We start from the raw sequence: 18,517 nt of genomic DNA, 5'->3' as shown, positions 1-18,517 counted from the left end.
TTTACTAGAGGCTCTAAATAGGTGACGTTTATGACAGAAGTTGAGTTTTGGGGTTTAGTCACGCGAACGGAAGCGGCGCAATCACAGGAGTCTTTGACTCAAGCACTGAAGCAGAAACTTGCCGAATTGAGTAATGAAGAGTTAAAAGCTTTCGATAAAATCTTTGGTCAGCAGATGCGCCGTAGTTATTTGTGGTCTGTTTGGGGGGCGGCTTACATTATTACGGGCTGTGATTCTGAATATGCTTTTGCCGAGTTTAGGTGTTTTTTGATTTCACTTGGTAAAGAAATTTTCGAAGGTGTGGTTAATCAGCCTGACACCCTAGCACGTTTAGTCGCTTGGCCAGAGCGAGATGCCTATGCTTACCCTTTTGTAGATGAATACGACCTTATCGCAGGGCAATTATACGAAGATAGAACCGGTGAGGAACTGCCCTTTATGCCATCGGGCAAGGCGACGCCCGTGGGGAAAAAATTTAGCACTAAGCCCAAGGATTTAAAGCGGCAATACCCTGAGCTGAGTGCCCGTTTTCCATTTTAGTCTTGGCAATACCTTATGAGCGTAAGCAAGCGTTGGTAGTGACATCGAAGGTCATGCCGTATTTAGGGCAGATGTCGCTCATAAACTCATGTTCTTGCGCGGTTAATTGTTGACTAAAATCTTGCTTAAGCTGCTCTGTCATTTGATGTTCAGCCGCATTTTGCATCTGAGCCAATTTGCTCAAATGAGTGTTAACTGCCTGTTGCTGGCTGATGGTCAATGGCGCAGCTTGGCTTGAAATACTTACGCTAGTTCCGATTGTCAGCAGTGCCAATAAAGCGAGTTTTCGTGAATATGGGTTGAATAGATAAGCCGTTTTTAGGTTCATAGGTAAGCTCCAAGTTAAAAATTACGTTTAACACGTTAGTTCTAAATCGTGCATCCTTAGACGGTAAAGAAAACGAGTTGTACTGTGAGGAGCTGAGTTTATTGTATAAATATTGAACCTATGCTGAATGGTTAGTTAGTGCTCATTCTTCATTTCTTCGCATTGAAATCCTTGCTTACGAGTATCGAACTGGCACATAGATCCACATTCCCAAGGCACATTGTCGTAGAAGGCAGATTGTTCGCGTGCAAAATCGCGGCAAGTATTATAGCTGTCAAAGTTATCGGTTTTTTTATATTTTCCTGAATCATAGCCATGGTTGTAGATAAAGGCTGACCAAGTTTTAGGGCCAGTATTTTTGTCACTCGGGGAGATAAACCAAATCGCACTTACGACGCAGGTAAACAGGATAAGAATGAACACAGGTACAACAGGGAATTTCATTTTTTATTAAGTGGGCAATGTAAACAATAGCGGAAGGATAACGCTTTTTTTGTCGTTATGCGCGTAAAATGTTCACAAATTGATAACTATGCACTTACTTGGTGCAATTTTGATACAAAAAGATACGTATCGGTTGTGATAGTTAAATAATATTTACTTAATTATACAAAAGCTTACGACACATTTGCTGTACTTATATCAGTTTTGCGTTAAGCTCTAGTTCAGGTTAGATTTTGTACTGTGGTTCTCAGAAAGTTATCTAGGCCTTGGAGGCAAACATGAAAATTCAGTCCCTTTTACTCGCAGGTGTATTAAGTTGCAGTGCGGCTTGGGCGGCCGATGAAGCGCCTGTGGATCCCGTCACCGAAGATGGTGTGGTTAAAATTGTTTGGCAAAGTCCTAAAGATTATCGCGATATAAAATCATCAGGGGAGCTCCAATCCCGTTATGAGAAGCGCTTATTTGAGACCTTAACTGAAAACATCAATAAAGAAGCCGCGAAGATTTTAAAGCAAAATCAAAAGCTTGAAATGACCATTACCGATGTTGATCTTGCGGGTGATATGCGTCCAACATTTGGTGCGACCGCCAATGATTTACGCATTATCAAAGACATTTATCCGCCACGTATGACTTTTTCTTATCAAGTCATGGAAAACGATAAAGTGATTATCGCGGGCGATGAAAAACTGTCGGATATGGGGTTTATGGGTGGGATCCAATCTTTAAATGATAAACCTTTTATGTATGAAACCAAAATGTTAACCGAGTGGTTAAAGAAGACGATTGCACCACAACTTTAATGACTCATATCGGTCGCTAATGCTGAGGATTTAAGCTGTTTAGCTATGCCGTTAGGGCCTGAGTGTCGATAATTAGATGATTTTCTAACAGGTAAAATCCGTTATTTGCGGATTTTGCCTGTTTTTTTGCCCTAGCGCTTAAGGTCGATAGACTATGTTCATGGGCGTTAAAGGTGAGTGCTGGTGGTAAAATGCCTACACACAGACTGATCAATTGATGGTAACAGGCTTCACCTTTTCTATCGTCGGCGAGCATTTCTTGGGCCAGCCAGTGATCTGCGCTATAAAACAAATGCTTATGGGTTTCAAAATCCGCTAGAATTCGCTGGCAACGGCTGATCATATGCTCACAGGTGCTGATAATTACAAAGTCATCGCCGCCGACATGACCAACAAAGCAATTGTCGCTTTTATACTTCAGTAACAGATTCGCCACTTCACAAATCACTTCATCGCCACGGCAAAATCCATAAATATCGTTATAGGGCTTAAAGTTACACAGATCAAAATAGGCTAGATAAAAATGTTTCTTTTGGATCTTAAGGCGTTTTAATTCCTCTTGAATGGGTACATTGCCCGGCAAGTCTGTAAGAGGATTTGCATGGCGCGCCATCTTAATTCTGTGCTCTGTGATCCTTTGTAGCAGATCCTTGGTATGGCCTATACCGAGTAGTTTACCACGGCGAAGGATAATGAACTGTTGCGCTACCGTATTAGCACTCTCTGAGGTCAGTAATTGACTTACGGTAGATAAAGGTTCGTTGGCCTCAATCTGGATGACTTGCGGGTCCATCACTTCACTCACTGCATGATTTTCATGTAAGGCGCGACCATAGGGTGTGCTGAAGAGTTCAAGTAAGGTCGCGCGGCTGATAATACCGAGTGGCAACTGGTTATCGACCACTACAACCGCCTGTAATGCAGGTTGCGAGATAAAGGTGTCACTTAAGAATTTGAGTTTAAGTGTGGGCACTACGGTTATGGCGCTCGTGCACAGGCTCTCGGCCGATTCGCTGTATCTAGGTTGAATTTGAGTATTGCTTGGCACTAAGGTCGCTTTCATCGCGCGGCAGGGGAGCACTTCTGGACGACCGAGTAAGTAGCCTTGGCAATAGACGATACCCAGTTGTTTGAGTACGGCTAATTCCTCTTGCGTTTCAATTCCTTCGGCTATCACTTTGCAGGTTAAACTTTGGCATAACTCCACAATCGAGCGGACAAATTCCTGTTTGACGGGAGTCGAATCAATCTGATGGATAAAGTGACGGTCGATTTTGACATAGTCGGGTGACAATTCTGACCAGAGTCTCAGACCCGAATAACCTGCACCTAAGTCATCGATCGCCGTTAAAAAACCTTGGCTACGATAGTGATTCAAGCAGGATTTGAGTAAATCGATATCATCGGCGGGATATTGCTCTGACAGTTCAATCACAACCTGTGATGGCGCTATGCCGAGTTGTTGCAACAGTTGTAAGGTCATGCCCTTAGGGTGGGCTGGATCTAATAATGCCTTGGGCGAGATATTGATAAACAGCTTGCCTTGAAACTGACGCAACTTAAATTGCTCAAGTGAAATACGGCGACAAAGGGTTTCTAGCTCGCTTAATTTACCTTGATGTTCGGCGGTCTGAAATAGCGGGACTGGGGAGTATAACGGGCTGTGTTCAGGGCCACGGCTTAACGCCTCAAAACCATGAATTTTATGTTCTAATATATTGAAAATTGGCTGAAATAAGGGACTGATTGCAGCTTTAGAGATTATTTTATCGAGCTCTTTAGCCAGATCTAAACTTGTCATTACGTCAGCCCCTTCGTCTATGTGAGCGGAGTCTATGACTTAGAAATGACAAAATGATGACAGTTTTGGTGAGGCTTAGTGTTATCTATCTGTGTTGGTGAGCTTGATTAGATATGCCATGGAAAGAGCTGAAATCTAAGATGAGTTTCAGCCCCTAATCTCGGTTTAGCTTTGCTTCTTAAAGGCCTGCAATGTTTGCAGTAATGCGCCTAACTGACGCACATAGGTTTCGAGTTCTTTAGGATCGAGCGTTTGATGTTCTTCCATGCGAGTTAAGTCATCGACCAACTCTTGCACATAGGGCAGAAAGCGATTACTCGAAGCGATAAAACCTTGTTCTGCCGTGAATATGCTGGTGAAGTTTCCATGGCCAGCTTTCTTTAGCTCATCTAACTTAGCGTCGGCGTCTATGGCTTGGCGATAGGCGATTTGAAGATTTTCTTTCAGTTGCTCTATAACCTTGGTATGTGGCATAACAGCGTCTCATTGCAAAATTTGCAGGAATTATAAGGGGCAAAGGATATGGCAACAAGCCAATGGCGACTAATTGCATCAATCTGTTTTCTGGCGTTAGCGGGTTTGAGCACAAAAGTGGCGGGTGCAGAAACCGATAAACCACCATTTTATCAAGTGCAATGGCAAGGCAAGAGTGCGTATTTACTGGGTTCGATTCATATTGGACGTGCCGATTTTTATCCTTTACCCACCCAAATTGAAACCGCGTTGGGTAAAGCTAAGGGCTTAGTTGTAGAAGTCGATATCAATAAAGTCGATAGCACAGCCTTACTGCAACAATACGGCCGCGCCGATAAAACTAAGGGTTTAGATTGGCAGAGCCGAGATAAGCAAACGGTCGAGAGCATGACGCCCTATTGCGCGGCCACGGCAAATGTTTGCCAGTCGATTCAATCTTTCGCCCCTTGGCTGCAGGCTACTCAAGTTAACTTATTGCGTTATAACGACTTAGGTTACAGCACGGATTATGGCGTTGATATGCAGTTGATGGCTCGATATGCGACTTTGCCTGTGTATCCGTTGGAAACCGCCGAGTCACAATTTCAATTGTTAGCGTCTTTTAATAGTCAAGAGCAGTGGTCTATGGTGCGTGAGGCGATTAGCGCATCAGATGCGGAGCTTTTATCGTTAATAACGACTTGGCGTTCAGGTAATGAAACTGAGCTTGATGCCATAATGCAGGAGCAAATGGGCGGCGAGGGTGACACTAAAATGCTAGAGAAAATCCTCTGGCAGCGAAACCATGCGATGGCCGATGGCATTATAAAATTAATGGGCTCGACTGATGTGGCTTCACCTTTGTTTGTGGTGGTTGGTGCTGGCCATGTGGTGGGGGATAAAAGCGTGGTGCAATTGCTAGAGCAAGCAGGCGCCAAAGTTAGCGCCTGCTGGAAACAGACTTGTCAGTAATCGTTTAGGCAGCGCGTTTGTAACGAAGCGCGTTCACACTGCAAAGCTTTGCCCTAAAAAGTGCACATATCGGCCGAGGGAAATATAGGGTTCGCGTTGCGAGTACTCCAGCTCCATTTGTAGCAGCTTGTGATAGTCGAAATCCGCAGGCTGACTCTTTTTCAAATAGTCGTGGATTACACGCACGCCAGACTGGCTGATGAGTGACATTTGCCATTCGCTAAACCAATCTTTAACTTCTTGAATATAAAGTGGATGAGTAGGAGTTAGTCGCACTTTCTTCTTCACTTTTAAATCAGCGGCGACGTAATCGAAATTGCCCGACACTAAAGCATGAAAGCGCATGGCTTCTTTGTTGTAAAACATCAAAGAGAATAATCCGCCGGGTTTTAGCATAGTAAGTAAACCCGCTACGGTGGGCTTAGCATCCGTTAACCATTCGACGACCGCATGACACAGTATAATATCGAAATAGCCATGGTTATCGACCGATAATGCTTGGATAGGCGCATGGATAAGTTGGATAGCTAATGGTTCAGGGGAGGCCTCAATTTGTTCTTTGGCTTGAGCCAGCATCTCAGCAGAGATATCGCAGAGTACAACTTCGTGGCCGAGGCGCGCTAATCTTTGGCTAAAGTAACCAAAACCACCGCCCGCATCTAATACTCTGAGTTTTTTATCCCCCAGTTTTGCCAGCGCGGGTACGAGGTCGCGCCATAGCACTGCGGCACGAATTTCGCCCTTAGGCGTACCATAGATGTTTTTCGCAAATTTTTGCGCGAGCTTATCAAAATTCTTATCTTGCACGTGATAACTAGGTTAAAGAGAGTGGAACGATAGTGTGGCACAGTCGTAAATTTTTCGCACTCTGGAGATGTTATTGCCGAGTTGAGATGGATAAATTTGCATCGTTAATTCTTAATGCATTGATTTTATTAGTAGTAATTATTCCTACTAAACTTAGGGATACACAGAACTCTGTGCTCTGGGTTATAATCACGCCGTTTTCGCCAAACCTGACTCTATATACCCAAGCGACCTGAAGATACGAGTTTCAGAGCGCCTAGGGTGCTTCAATTCAAGGCGCATCAATGACAGAATGTCGGCCACCTTTTGAATTGATGCAACACGGAAGTGAAGCACCCTAGGCGCTCCGTCCCGGCGGGTTTTAACGCACTTTATGCTGTGTTGGTTATTTTGAACTTAGTCCACTAGGTCCGCAAATAACCGCCTTGCCTAAAGTGCGTTAAATTCCCGCTGGATCCTGCATTTTCAGGTTGTTTGGGTATAGTTGTCCATTCGGAGAGTCAGCATCAGCCCTTATTAAGACGCAGCACTGCCTGTTTTACACTCGTTATCAGCTTGATTGATCAGACGTTACTCGTCTGTGCGGGGTAATTTATGGCAATGTATTTTTGTGCCAAGGGATAGTTAATTAAAAGGTACTCAGACTTGAATAATGCATATTGTGTTGAATTGAACGCGATGCCGTCGCTGTTTTCTCTTTATCGCAAGATCTTCTTTGGCCGTAAGCCTGGTTGGGATCAACAGCCGTTGCCCCAAATCAAGGTGACCGCGCCGCATGTGACTGTGTCTGAAGCTAAAGTAAGCCAATATGCGCAGGTGTGTGGTTTTCAATTTGACGGTAAAGTTCTACCGCCAACCTATCTCTACGTGATGGCATTTCGCCTGCATGCGGTGATCTTTACCCACGATGGGATCACTTTCCCACTGCTTGGGATGATCCACCTTAAGAACCGCATTCAAGTGTATCGGCCTGTGACGGTGGACGAGACTTTCTCCCTCGAGTGCGCTTTGACCACGAGCCGCGAGACGGATTCTGGCTTAGAGTTTGAATTTGTGTCTAAGGCGTTTGTGGATGAAGAACTCGTCTGGGAATCGCTATCCACCTATTTATATCGTATCGATGTTGCTGGGCGTCGCGTTCGCCCACCTAAAGCCATTGATATGGCATGGGAAACACCACAAAGCTGGAGTTTGAGTGAAGATTTAGGTCGTCGTTATGCTAAGGCATCTGGCGACTATAACTTGATCCATCTGCATCCAGTGCTTTCAAAGCGTTTTGGCTTTGATCGCGTTCTCGCGCATGGCATGTGGTCTAAGGCCCGTTGTTTAGCAGAGTTGATGCCAAGTATTGGCGATCGTCCATTCACTGTGGATGTGACCTTTAAACTGCCACTTTTGATGCCTGCCGATGTTGGATTTGGCTATGAGCAGAATGCTAATAATATGGTATTTGAATTACGTGACAGCAAAGGCCGTCGACCTCATTTAAGTGGCGATGTGCAGTTTTAAGCCGCACTCAATAATACATACAACAACGGCGCCTTCTGGCGCCGTTGTTGTTTATGGTTGTTGCTTTTGAGAAACAAAAATCAAGGTACGCTGTGACCCATAGATGCCTGCCAGATACTGAACCATTGTTGGCGATCGAGCTGGATCTCATTGGCGGCGACGGCACTCTTTATCCGCTCGGACGCAGGGCAGATTATTTGATGCAGATTAAGGAATCGCTCATTAACCCTTTCGATGGCTATATATCTTAAAGCCAATCACCTAATATCCGCCCTATTCAATGAGTGTTGTGCTTAGCAACCCCTCATACTAAACCAAAGCGTATTTGAAAGGGAGAAATCGACGCATGCTGACAGATATGGATATTTCGAATCGCGCTAGCCTAAAAGACATTAATGAACTGGGCGCCGACTTAGGTCTATTACCCGAAGAGATGATGCAATTTGGTCACACTAAAGCCAAGGTCGAGCTCAGTGTGTTGCAGCGTTTAGCTGGGCAACGCAAAGGCAAATTGATTATCGTCACCGCAGTCACGCCTACGCCTCACGGTGAAGGTAAAACAGTGACGAGCATTGGCTTAACGCAATCGTTAAATGCCATAGGCAAAAAGGCCTGTGCCTGTATTCGCCAGCCCAGCATGGGGCCTGTATTTGGGGTGAAAGGTGGCGCTGCGGGTGGCGGTTATGCGCAAGTGGTGCCCATGCAGGAGATGAATTTGCATCTCACGGGTGATATTCATGCCGTGAGCAGTGCCCACAATTTAGGGGCTGCAGCGATTGCGGCGCGGCTATTTCATGAAGCGCGCTTAGGTAAGGCGGAATTTGAGGCGCAATCTGGGCAAGCGTTTTTAGATATCGATCCCAATGAGATTCGTTGGCACCGAGTGGTCGATCACAACGATCGCTGTCTTAGGCAAATCCAGGTGGGCTTAGGCGATAATAATGGCCCAGAGTACGCCTCCAGTTTTGATATCACCGCCGCCTCAGAGTTAATGGCGATTTTAGCCTTAAGTCATAATTTGGCGGATATGCGGGCGCGGATCGGTCGTTTAGTGCTGGCCTTAAATATCCAAGGGCAAGTGATTACCGCCGAAGACTTCGGTGTCGCTGGTGCGATGACGGCCATCATGGCGGATGCGATAAAGCCGACGTTAATGCAGACCTTAAATGGTTCACCTTGCCTTATCCATGCGGGACCCTTTGCCAATATTGCCCACGGTAATTCATCCATTATTGCCGATGATATCGCCCTCAGACTGGCGGATTTTGTGGTGACTGAAGCTGGTTTTGGATCAGATATGGGCTTTGAAAAGTTCTGTAATATCAAGGTGCGTCAATCGGGTCAGGTGCCTGCTGCCGCTGTGCTGGTCACCACCTTAAAAGCGCTGAAGGCCAATAGTGGTTTGGTGTCTGAGTCAGATATCAATACCCCAGATCAGGCTCGACTCGAAGCGGGCTTTGCAAATTTAAACTGGCATATCAACAATGTGGCTCGCTATGGTATTCCGGTGGTGGTTGCCATTAACCGTTTCGCCACTGATACTGATGCCGAGTTGCAATGGCTAACTGCGGCTGTTAACGCGAGCAGCGCCTTTGGCTGTGAGGTCAGCGATGCTTTTAGCCAAGGGGAGGCGGGCGCTATCGCCTTAGCGCAGACTGTGTTTCGCGCCGCTGAAACCGAGAGTCAGTTCAAGCTGTTATATTCAGATGAAGCCTCATTGGAGGCTAAGTTATCCACCTTAGCCGAGGTGGGGTATGGCGCAGCGGGCGTTAGCCTTTCTATCGAGGCCAAACAACAGGCGCAGCAGCTGACCGTATTAGGTTATGGACATTTGCCCCTGTGTATGGCCAAAACGCCGTTATCAATTAGTCACGATCCTAGCTTAAAGGGCGTTCCTCAGGACTTTGAGATCCCAGTGCGGGATTTAGTTTTGCATGCTGGTGCGGGGTTTATCACCGCCTTGGTGGGGAATGTGATGACTATGCCAGGACTTGGGCTGAAACCGGGTTACTTAAAAATTGATATTGATGCGCAAGGTGAGATAGTCGGCTTAGGCTAACACTTGATGCAGAGATTGATAGGCCAGAGATAAAAATAAGGGCGAGCTCATTGCAACGCCCTTCTTCTCTCGTTTAACGCAGGTTTAAAGCGGTGATTTCGTAGTTTGATAGATATGCACATCACGCTGTGGGAAGGGAATACTGATCCCTTCGGCGTCAAAGCGCATTTTCACTTCGCGGGTAATGTCCCAATACACTTCCCAGTAATCTTCCGGTTTTGCCCAAGGGCGAACGATAAAGTCGACCGAAGATTCGCTCAATAGATGTAGTTTAATCGTCGGTTCTGGCAATGGTTGTACCTTAGGATGCGCTTCGACGATAGACTTGAGAATCGCTTCAGCCTGTTCGATGCTGTCGCTATAACTGATCCCAAAGGTCATATCGACTCGACGTTGATGCTCAGCTGTGATGTTGTTAATTGTGTCACCCCAAATCTTATTATTAGGAATAATAAGACGTTGGTTATCCATGGTTTTAATCGTGGTGGAGACAAGGCTCATGTGACTGACGCGTCCGGTGACGCCAGCGGCGTTGATCAAATCGCCCACATCATAGGGACGGTAAATTAAGATCATCATGCCTGAGGCGAAATTCGACAGGGTATCTTGCAGGGCAAAACCAATAATAACACCCGCGATACCAAAGCCTGCGAGCAGGGGACCAAGTTCGATCCCAAGCTGTGAAAGGGCGATTAACAGCCCGATAGTAAAGACGGCTTTACCTGATAGCGAGGTGAAGAAGTCTTGTAATAACTTACTTAAATTCAACTTAGAATTGCTAACGGTATTTTTCACTATCTGTTTGGCTAACTTGCCAGCGAGACCCGCAATAAACAAGATCAAACAGAAAACAAATAACTTAAACACGACGGTTGGGCCGTGATTAATCGCTTGTTCTTGTGCCGTATTTAGCCACTGCTCAACGAGACTTGATGCCACATCAAAGTTCAACACATCTTGAGTGATATCACCTGAAACACTAAAGAGTGTCTTTTTCAGCGCGGCGGTATCATGGCCTAAGGCGTCGAGTAGGCTGATGTCGATATTTAAGCTCTGACTATTTTGTGCTAAGCGTTCCTTTAGCATCATTACGTGGCTGGTTTGCGCCGAAGTGACATCTTTACCTGCATTGGTTGCGGTATCGATTGCTGCTTGTAGTTGCTGCTGGGTATAAGTCACTAAACTTTCTAGCGTATCGGCACGTGCTACTAAAATTTGCATCAGTGATTTTTGTGCTTCGCTAATATCTTGGCCAACTTGTTCGAGCCAAGTGAGCGTCTCGAGTTGTTGCTTGTAATAGGTGTCTTTTTCTAATTCGCGCTTTGATATTTCCAGCAGAGTCGCATCATCTGTGCTCGAACCTAATTGCTGTTCTAATTTACTAATGTTGTCATCGATATAAGCATCAATTTGTTGGATGTAGTTAAGTTGTCCTTGGATTAATGGTTGCAGAAAAGCTTTGTCGATTGGCGTTGCTTCGAGCAGATCTTTAATCTTATTACGTAACTGTAAGGTTTTGTTTTGAATTCGATATTCAACAATTGTCTTCAATTCGCCTTTGGCATTTTTTAGTTTACGTATATCCGTATCGATAGCCTGTTGCAGCATTGCCAGTTCTGTCTTGAGCGTTACAGGAGTGCTGGATGGGCTTTCGGTTGCAGTGACTGGTTCAGTTTGCGCTTGGGATGAAAGGCTGAGTAGTGGTATTAGCAGGGCAAACACGAGAGCGAGGTAGCGGTGCATAGGAGTGATCTTAAGTAGAAATATGTCTGAGTATGATAGATGTTGCCGGATTTACTGTAAAATATCTGCGAGTGAAATAGCCCTTGGAATTAAACTTTTTTGGGAAGGGTTGATTTGAGCTTAACCTTGAGTGCGGTGCTTTATCTGCTTTTTCCGACATTTTGGCTATTTACAGGCCGAACTCTAGTCGGTATCTGGTAAACTTGCGCATCGTTATTTAGGAATCGTGTTTTCATGTTGTGTTCCCATTGTAATCAGTACATCAAGGTCAGTGACATTAGCCAGCAAAGAGGCAAAGGTTTCGACGCTCAAGTGCGTTGTCCCCATTGTGCGGCTTGGTTAGGCCGCAGTCCAACATTGGCTAAACTCAAGTTATTAGGATTTTATTTGAGTGTGTTTACGGCGGGATACAGTTACTTTGATGCCTCTGTGCGGTATTTTGCGATCCCTGTAATGATTTTTTCGTTGATGTTGTTGTTTGTGAGCCATTTTATGGATCAAGTCATCACCATTGAAGCGCCCGAGCAAGTCGATGATAGCGATCAAAGACAGAAGTATCGTTAGGCTAATAAGTGGATTCGTTATGGATAGGAAAATCGGCGGTAAATTTTCCAGAGACGAACATCATTTGAGCGCCTTTAGCAGGCGCTCAAAATGCAACTAAGAGGGTTTAAGGGGTGAACTTCAGCCGCGCTTAATGAGTCTTTGTTTACTGCACGACTTGTTCTTGACTCGTTAAGGAGTGCTCAACGTAATAAATACCACCAAATATCACCGCGCTGAAGATGACTATCCCTAAGATAAGCCCTAAGTTTTCACGAAAAAATGCTAGCATAATAGTTGCCTTTAGGTGGATAAAACGGAGCCATAACGAGCTTGATTTCGTCATTGTGCTCGCAGACATAAAAACTAAATACACTATAGTTACACTCACTTAAGCTAATCTTAAATGCGTTTTTTTACCTGAGTTCTCACAAGATCCTACCGCTATTGAAACAAGAAGTTATTGGTAAGACTGGGTACCTCAAATATCTTGTAACCTTTTGCAAAGCGATTACCTTATTGCAACTTGCTATGGCACTGACATAGACTTATGCAACTTTTTAACTATGGGGACGACTGAGTGAGACTTAAAAGTCACATTAGACGCACAATTTCGATATGGCTTGCTGCCGTACTGATATTGCTGTCTCTTGCTGCCTCAGCCCATAGTGTGACCCATCTTGATGATGGCGCTAAGACTCACTGTACCCTGTGCTTCCATCAACACCAACTCAACAAGATTTTATTGACCCATCCGCTGACGCTGAATTTAGCTATACAGCATTTCGATGTGGTCGAATTTATTTTACCTTCCTCTATTTTTGAACACGTCAGTGTTTATCGCAGTCGTGCGCCTCCCTTCGCTCTCTAAATCAACTTAAAATTTTAACTTATTGTATTTCTTGATGACTTTATATCAGTCGTCGAGTGCTAGTTGTATTTTGGAGATATCATGACTGTTTTAAATACCCGAATTTCTTTGGTGGCTTTGGCGTGTGCGCTCGTTTCGCCTAGCTTATTTGCAGAAGACTCGAGCTTGACCAACCCTAATATCAGTGGTGTGCTAAATGGATATTATCAGACGGGAGAACGCCCATTAGCCGAGAGTCCAGATGGCTTTGGTTTAGGTGAAACTGAACTGGCGATGAGTGCCAATATCGATGATATGTTTTACGGTAAAATCACCGCAGTAGTTGAAATGCATGACGGTGAGACGGAACTGAATCTGGAAGAAGCCTTTATTCAAACCATGGCGATGCCAGCGGGGTTTTCTATCCGTGGTGGCCGTTTCTTATCGGACATTGGTTACCTCAATAACCAACATTTACATACTGATTCCTTTACCGACCGTCCTGTGGTTTACCGTGCATTCTTAGGGGGACATTATTTTGATGACGGTATACGTTTTAACTACGTAGCGCCGACGGACTTGTATTGGACCATGGGCGTTGAAGCCTTTAAAGGCGATAGTTTACGTGCTGCCGATGAGCATGGTGAGCGTGAGTTTAAGAAGGTCGGTGTTTATACCTTGTACTCAAAAATTGGTGGCGACATAGGCGATAACAGCTCATGGCAAGCGGGGTTGAGTTACTTGCGCAACGAAAATGGCCAAGTGACTGCCCATGAAGAAGGGGAACATGAAGATGAGCATGCCCATGGTGATGAGCACGAAGGTCATAGCCATGCCGCATCTTACACAGGTAAAAATACCTATGGTGCTGATTTTGTTTATAAGTGGGCGCCTAACGGTAACTACAAATATCAAAATCTCACTGTGAGCGGTGAGTACTATCGCGTGAGCGATTTTACTCCTATCGATTTACATCCTGAGGATGCACCGAGCCAAGATTATCACCAAGGTTGGTATTTGAGCAGTGTGTACCAATTCACGCCTAGCTGGTCAGCGGGTGTGCGTTACGGTGAAGCGGATACCCAAGAGCTCCATGGCGATCATTTTCATGGGCAAAAGTTGAAGGAATCGGAGGTGAGTTTGGCTTGGCATTCTAGCCATTTTTCAACGGTTCGTTTCCAGTATACCAATCAAAAGGGTACTAACTTCGATGGAATAGAAGACGATAACATCTTCACTATTCAATACATTATGTCTCTGGGGGCTCACGGTGCGCATCAATTCTAATTTAGCTAAATTGGCCGCAGTGGCCTTATCTGTCACTTACACTGGTTTGGCCCATGCCGAGCTGAATGTGTTTGCCTGTGAACCTGAATACGCGGCATTGACCAAGGAGCTTGCTCCAACGGCTAGCATCTATTCGGCAACGACGGCATTACAAGACCCTCACCAAGTGCAGGCGCGTCCGAGTTTGATCGCTAAAATGCGTCAGGCGGATCTTGTGGTGTGCGCAGGTGCCGATCTTGAAGTGGGTTGGTTGCCTATGCTGCAGATGAAGTCGGCAAACGCAAAAGTGCGCTCGACCGAGCAAGGCTTATTTTTCGCTGCCGATCAAATCGAGACCTTAGATAAACTGGCCACTGTCGATCGCAGCATGGGTGATGTGCATGCTCAAGGCAATCCACATATTCATTTTGACCCGACCCGACTGTTAAAAGTCGCCACGGCATTGAGTGCTAAGCTGGTTCAGTTAGATCCTGCTGGCGGGGCCGATTATCAACAGTCACTGGCAGATTTTACCACTCGCTGGCAAGCTGCTGTCCCACGTTGGGAAGCGCAAGCTAAGGGATTACAAGGTAAAAAAGTGATCGCTTACCACTCTAGCTTTAGATACTTATTCAACTGGATTGGTATCGAGCAAGTGGCAGATTTAGAGCCAAAACCGGGTTTAGCCCCCACTAGTGGCCACTTAGCGAGTCTGCTGACGCGCGCCGAGCAGGGGGATATTCTGGCCGTAGTTGTGGCATCTTATCAGGATGAGCGCGGTGCAAAATGGCTGGGTGAAAAAGCGAACTTGCCCGTGGTAATGCTGCCTATGTCTGTGGGGGGGAATGATAAGAGCCAAGATTTATTTAGCCTGTATGACAGCGTGATTTCCCTCTTAAATGGAGTGAAATAAACCTATGTTTGATCTTGAGCTGATGTCGATTCTGTTACCTGCATTGGCAGCGGGGATCTTAGTGTTGTCGACGCATATTGTACTTGGGAGACAAGTGCTTAAGCGTGGCATCATTTTTATTGATTTAGCGATAGCGCAAGTTGCCGCTTTAGGCGCGATTGTCGCTCACATGGACCACAGATTAGAAGATATGCCGTTTGCTAATGTGTGGATGCCAGCGCTGTTTGCCCTTGCGGGTGCAGGGTTTATCGCTTGGTTAGCTAAGCGTATGGCGGGTGAGTTGGAGGCTATGATTGGCTGCTTTTACGTCTTGTCTGCGGTGGCCGCAATGCTGTTGCTGGCAAACGACCCACATGGCGCCGAGTTGTTAAAGCAATTGATGTCAGGTCAGATCCTGTGGGTAAGTTGGTCACAACTGATTTTGCCGGCCGTAGTGTATTCACTGGTGTTATTAGCGATATTCCTACGCCCCCAGATGTTAGACGGGGCAGGATTTTATCTGCTATTTGCGCTAGTGATTACCTTATCGGTGGAATTAGTAGGCGTTTATCTGGTGTTCAGTACCCTGATATTGCCAGCTTTAGCGTTGAACAAGTACCGTGGTAAAGGTCGGCTATTTTACGCTTACCTCGTCGGTTTACTGGGCTATGTTTTGGGCTTAGTTCTATCGGCGACCTTAGACCTCCCTAGTGGTGCGGCAATTGTCGCGACTTTGGCCGTGAGTGCCTTAGTGATCCGCTTTGTGTTAAGTAAAGTCTCGCCTCAGGCAACTGAGTCTGAAATCCTACCCAAGCACCACGCTTAGTTCGATATTAATCTTAAAGCCCATCGATACACTGGAGGTTCAGTATATCGATGGGCTTTTTTGCTTGCTTGTTAGCAAGTCAGCTTACAGATGTAAACAATATATTGAGTCCCAAAGCCATGGTGGCTATACTGTCGCCACTTTTACAGTCGGAGTAAATCGTGCTTTTAATCGTCAGATCAATGTTGTTGGCGGTATCTTTGTTGCTTGCCTTTATTTTTGGTGGCTTAGTGTGTTTATTAAGGCCTCGCCATCGCGACAATGTACATATGTTCGCCAAGATCTTCTCATCGGTTGCGCCAATCCTTGGGATTAAAGTGATTGTTCGCCGGCACGAAGATGTGCAGGACGGCCCGTATATTTTCTTAGCAAATCATCAGAATAACTTTGATCTCTTTACTCACACGACAGCAGTTCCTAAAGGTACAGTGAGTTTAGGCAAGAAGAGTTTGGCGTGGATGCCGCTATTCGGTCAAATCTATTGGTTGTCAGGTAATATTCTTATCGACCGTAAAAACCGTCACAGTGCCTTTGATACTATGGCTAAAACGGTTGAAAAAATTAAGCAGAAGAATCTATCCGTATGGATTTTTCCTGAAGGTACACGTTCGCGTGGTCGTGGTCTGTTACCTTTTAAAGCGGGAGCTTTCCATACTGCAATCGCGGCGGGAGTGCCAGTGGTGCCAGTGGTTGCTTCGTGTCAGAGCCATATTAAGTTAAATCGCTGGAATAATGGTGTCGTCATCATCGATATGATGGCACCTGTGCCGACCGCAGGTTTAGATAAAGCCGATGTGAAAAACTTCTCTGCGCAAATTCATGCCAGCATGTCGGCGAGATTTGCTGAGATAAATCAAGAAGCGGCAGCACTTATGGGTAAAACTCTCGCGAGTGATGACGTATAATATACCCAAGCTACCTGAAGATACGAGTTTCAGAGCGCCTAGGGTGCTTCAATTCAAGGCGCATCAATGAAAGAATGTCGGTCACCTTTTGAATTGATGCAACACGGAAATGGAGTGCCCTAGGCGCTCCGTCCCGGCGGGTTTTAAAGCACTTTATGCTGAGTTGGTTATTTTTAACTTAGCCCGCTAGGTCTGCAAATAACCGCCTTGCCTAAAGTGCGTTAAATTCCCGCTGAATCCTGCATCTTCAGGTTGTTTGGGTATAATGCCAATTTGAGCCAGATTTACCTTAACGGAGACAAATCCATGTCTATTGAAAGTCAGTTAAAAGCCCAACTTGCAGAGAATCGTGACATAGTGCAAGCCCTGCTTGACGATGGCTCAGAGCCTGATGCGGAATATGTTATTGAGCATCACTTTTCATCGACCAATTTTGACCGTCTTGAAAAAGCGGCTGTGGATGCCTTCAAATTAGGTTTTGAGGTGAATGATGCCGAAGAAATGGAACTGGAGGATGGTTCAATTATCTTCTGTTTCGATGCTGTCGCACACCACAAACTGGATGTTGAATTACTGGACAAAGCGGCCGAGCAATTGCTGCAATTAGCGGTAAAGCAGAAAGTGGAATATGACGGTTGGGGCACCTATTTCGTCGGCGATGAAATGGATGACGAAGAAGATGAAGACGAAGAAGATGATGGTTTCCCTCATTAATTCGTTTGCGGATCTCGAGTTTAATCTCCACTCGTTTTAAATAAAAATGCCCATCATTGATGGGCATTTTTAATGGGTATATTTAGGATTTACTTGTTTTACTCGTATGTAAAACACTGCAGTTACGGCCTTTTTGTTTCGCTTCGTACAGGGCTTTATCGGAGCAAGAGATCCAGCTAGAACTGCTGGTAATATGGGAGCCAATTTCACATACGCCTAAACTTACCGTCACAGTAATCTTAAGGCTTTCATACACTATGACGGATGCGGCGATTTTCTCCCTGAGTCGCTCGGTAAAGTTCATCGCATCTGCGCCGCTGGTTTTAGGCAATACAACCGCAAATTCTTCGCCGCCATAACGCCCTGCACAGTCAGTATCACGTAAGGATTGGCTGAGTAAGTGGGCGATATGCTGAATGACTTTATCACCCGCCACATGACCATAGCTGTCGTTGATATGTTTAAAGTTATCGATATCTATCATGACTAAACTTGCTATACCTGAGTAGCGGGCATACAAGTCGTACTCGTGGTCTAAACACTCTTGCCAATGACGACGGTTGTGCAACTGAGTTAGACCATCGGTTTGGCTAAGGCGTTCGAGTTGTTCGTTGGCAGCTTTAAGTTGCAATTTGTTGATGGCGATATCTGTCACGTCATAAATAATCACACTGATATGGGTCACTTGTCCCGTGAGCGATGCCAGCGGCAGCAGGGTCACGTTCTGGTACATATAGTCTGCACGGCCTGTAATCGGGCGATAGTTTTTAAATTGGAAAACGTACGGACGTTGTTCCCAGCTGATAAAAGCACGGTTTTTAAGCATGAAAACCGATTCCATTTTCTGCTTTAACCAAGTGGCAGGCAGATCGGGGAAGCGGGTAAATAGGTTTTGACCTTTGATTGAATTAGGGGAAACACCGCTGTGATTCTCCATAAAACCGTTCCACAGCTGGATATTGTAATGGCGATCTAATACCACTAATCCCACCTCTATGGTTTGTACCATATCGATGAGCCAGTGTAGTTCGTTCATTGCGCTTTGGTCATTTGACATAGGAT

Annotated in this window: 20 protein-coding genes and 1 pseudogene; 12 read left to right on the top strand and 9 right to left on the bottom strand. The window is 45.5% G+C overall.

The annotated features are described in order from the left end of the window. The first annotated feature begins 30 nt into the window (after window positions 1–30). Complete coding sequence (locus RA178_RS19265) at window positions 31–540, top strand: DUF4240 domain-containing protein (RefSeq protein WP_173247618.1); 510 nt, start codon at window positions 31–33, stop codon at window positions 538–540. Between the two features lie 13 nt (window positions 541–553). On the opposite strand, the gene RA178_RS19260 is transcribed toward RA178_RS19265, so the two are convergent. Beyond that, on the bottom strand, window positions 554–868 hold the full coding sequence (locus RA178_RS19260) for a hypothetical protein (RefSeq protein WP_173247615.1): 315 nt from the start codon (window positions 866–868) through the stop codon (window positions 554–556). Between the two features lie 135 nt (window positions 869–1,003). After that, complete coding sequence (locus RA178_RS19255; RefSeq protein WP_105250308.1) at window positions 1,004–1,312, bottom strand: hypothetical protein; 309 nt, start codon at window positions 1,310–1,312, stop codon at window positions 1,004–1,006. Window positions 1,313–1,590: 278 nt separating this feature from the next. Here RA178_RS19255 and RA178_RS19250 point away from each other — a divergent pair, with 278 nt between their 5' ends. Next, complete coding sequence (locus RA178_RS19250; protein WP_219234761.1) at window positions 1,591–2,115, top strand: DUF3016 domain-containing protein; 525 nt, start codon at window positions 1,591–1,593, stop codon at window positions 2,113–2,115. Window positions 2,116–2,158: 43 nt separating this feature from the next. Here RA178_RS19250 and RA178_RS19245 read toward each other — a convergent pair whose 3' ends face one another. Then, window positions 2,159–3,916 carry a GGDEF domain-containing protein gene (locus RA178_RS19245; protein WP_168827332.1) on the bottom strand — a complete coding sequence of 586 codons (1,758 nt, stop codon included), beginning with the start codon at window positions 3,914–3,916 and terminating at the stop codon, window positions 2,159–2,161. A gap of 165 nt (window positions 3,917–4,081) precedes the next feature. After that, complete coding sequence (locus tag RA178_RS19240) at window positions 4,082–4,390, bottom strand: prephenate dehydrogenase (RefSeq protein ID WP_105250305.1); 309 nt, start codon at window positions 4,388–4,390, stop codon at window positions 4,082–4,084. A gap of 48 nt (window positions 4,391–4,438) precedes the next feature. Here RA178_RS19240 and RA178_RS19235 point away from each other — a divergent pair, with 48 nt between their 5' ends. Then, complete coding sequence (locus RA178_RS19235) at window positions 4,439–5,341, top strand: TraB/GumN family protein (protein WP_306683378.1); 903 nt, start codon at window positions 4,439–4,441, stop codon at window positions 5,339–5,341. A gap of 33 nt (window positions 5,342–5,374) precedes the next feature. Here the strand turns inward: RA178_RS19235 and RA178_RS19230 are convergent, their stop codons facing one another. Then, window positions 5,375–6,148 (bottom strand): methyltransferase domain-containing protein, encoded by a 774-nt coding sequence (locus tag RA178_RS19230; protein WP_306683376.1) that lies wholly within the window; start codon window positions 6,146–6,148, stop codon window positions 5,375–5,377. Between the two features lie 678 nt (window positions 6,149–6,826). On the opposite strand from RA178_RS19230, the gene RA178_RS19225 reads away from it, so the two are divergent. After that, window positions 6,827–7,657 (top strand): MaoC/PaaZ C-terminal domain-containing protein, encoded by an 831-nt coding sequence (locus RA178_RS19225; RefSeq protein ID WP_306685429.1) that lies wholly within the window; start codon window positions 6,827–6,829, stop codon window positions 7,655–7,657. Between the two features lie 80 nt (window positions 7,658–7,737). Here the strand turns inward: RA178_RS19225 and RA178_RS19220 are convergent. Beyond that, window positions 7,738–7,836 (bottom strand): annotated as a pseudogene (locus tag RA178_RS19220) (aldo/keto reductase); the annotation flags it as partial. Between the two features lie 167 nt (window positions 7,837–8,003). Here RA178_RS19220 and RA178_RS19215 point away from each other — a divergent pair. After that, window positions 8,004–9,716 (top strand): formate--tetrahydrofolate ligase, encoded by a 1,713-nt coding sequence (locus RA178_RS19215; protein ID WP_306683375.1) that lies wholly within the window; start codon window positions 8,004–8,006, stop codon window positions 9,714–9,716. An 84-nt stretch (window positions 9,717–9,800) separates the two neighbouring features. Here RA178_RS19215 and RA178_RS19210 read toward each other — a convergent pair whose 3' ends face one another. After that, the gene (locus RA178_RS19210) at window positions 9,801–11,459 is read right to left on the bottom strand and encodes a mechanosensitive ion channel family protein (protein ID WP_173496257.1); all 1,659 of its coding nucleotides are present in this window, start codon (window positions 11,457–11,459) and stop codon (window positions 9,801–9,803) included. Window positions 11,460–11,693: 234 nt separating this feature from the next. Between RA178_RS19210 and RA178_RS19205 the strand changes: the two genes are divergently transcribed. After that, entirely contained in the window at window positions 11,694–12,023 is a 330-nt protein-coding gene (locus tag RA178_RS19205; RefSeq protein ID WP_113939169.1) for a hypothetical protein, read from the top strand. Window positions 12,024–12,168: 145 nt separating this feature from the next. Here RA178_RS19205 and RA178_RS19200 read toward each other — a convergent pair whose 3' ends face one another. Beyond that, window positions 12,169–12,294, bottom strand: coding sequence for a hypothetical protein (locus RA178_RS19200; protein ID WP_105250299.1), 126 nt, complete (start codon window positions 12,292–12,294; stop codon window positions 12,169–12,171). 288 nt (window positions 12,295–12,582) lie between these two features. Here RA178_RS19200 and RA178_RS19195 point away from each other — a divergent pair, with 288 nt between their 5' ends. The 6 genes from RA178_RS19195 (at window position 12,583) to rraB (ending at window position 17,455) form a co-directional block, all read left to right on the top strand. After that, on the top strand, window positions 12,583–12,873 hold the full coding sequence (locus RA178_RS19195) for an ABC-type zinc uptake system zinc chaperone (RefSeq protein ID WP_168827349.1): 291 nt from the start codon (window positions 12,583–12,585) through the stop codon (window positions 12,871–12,873). Window positions 12,874–12,954: 81 nt separating this feature from the next. Continuing rightward, window positions 12,955–14,139 carry a hypothetical protein gene (locus tag RA178_RS19190; protein WP_105250297.1) on the top strand — a complete coding sequence of 395 codons (1,185 nt, stop codon included), beginning with the start codon at window positions 12,955–12,957 and terminating at the stop codon, window positions 14,137–14,139. After that, window positions 14,123–15,031 carry a metal ABC transporter solute-binding protein, Zn/Mn family gene (locus RA178_RS19185; RefSeq protein WP_173247598.1) on the top strand — a complete coding sequence of 303 codons (909 nt, stop codon included), beginning with the start codon at window positions 14,123–14,125 and terminating at the stop codon, window positions 15,029–15,031. Before RA178_RS19190 ends, RA178_RS19185 begins: the two co-directional genes overlap by 17 nt. A 4-nt stretch (window positions 15,032–15,035) precedes the next feature. Next, window positions 15,036–15,836 (top strand): metal ABC transporter permease, encoded by an 801-nt coding sequence (locus RA178_RS19180; protein ID WP_173496258.1) that lies wholly within the window; start codon window positions 15,036–15,038, stop codon window positions 15,834–15,836. A gap of 161 nt (window positions 15,837–15,997) precedes the next feature. After that, the gene (locus RA178_RS19175) at window positions 15,998–16,741 is read left to right on the top strand and encodes a 1-acylglycerol-3-phosphate O-acyltransferase (protein WP_105250295.1); all 744 of its coding nucleotides are present in this window, start codon (window positions 15,998–16,000) and stop codon (window positions 16,739–16,741) included. Between the two features lie 306 nt (window positions 16,742–17,047). Next, window positions 17,048–17,455, top strand: a complete 408-nt coding sequence (gene rraB / locus RA178_RS19170) for a ribonuclease E inhibitor RraB (protein WP_113939164.1) — start codon at window positions 17,048–17,050, stop codon at window positions 17,453–17,455. An 82-nt stretch (window positions 17,456–17,537) separates the two neighbouring features. Here rraB and RA178_RS19165 read toward each other — a convergent pair whose 3' ends face one another. Continuing rightward, window positions 17,538–18,512 (bottom strand): sensor domain-containing diguanylate cyclase, encoded by a 975-nt coding sequence (locus tag RA178_RS19165; protein WP_131523954.1) that lies wholly within the window; start codon window positions 18,510–18,512, stop codon window positions 17,538–17,540. Window positions 18,513–18,517 lie beyond the last annotated feature (5 nt).

Origin of the sequence: Shewanella oncorhynchi (genome assembly GCF_030848765.1) — a bacterium.
Classification (GTDB): Bacteria; Pseudomonadota; Gammaproteobacteria; order Enterobacterales; family Shewanellaceae; genus Shewanella; species Shewanella oncorhynchi.
Note: the sequence above shows the minus strand (reverse complement) of the source record. Positions and strands in the feature narration are given on the sequence as shown.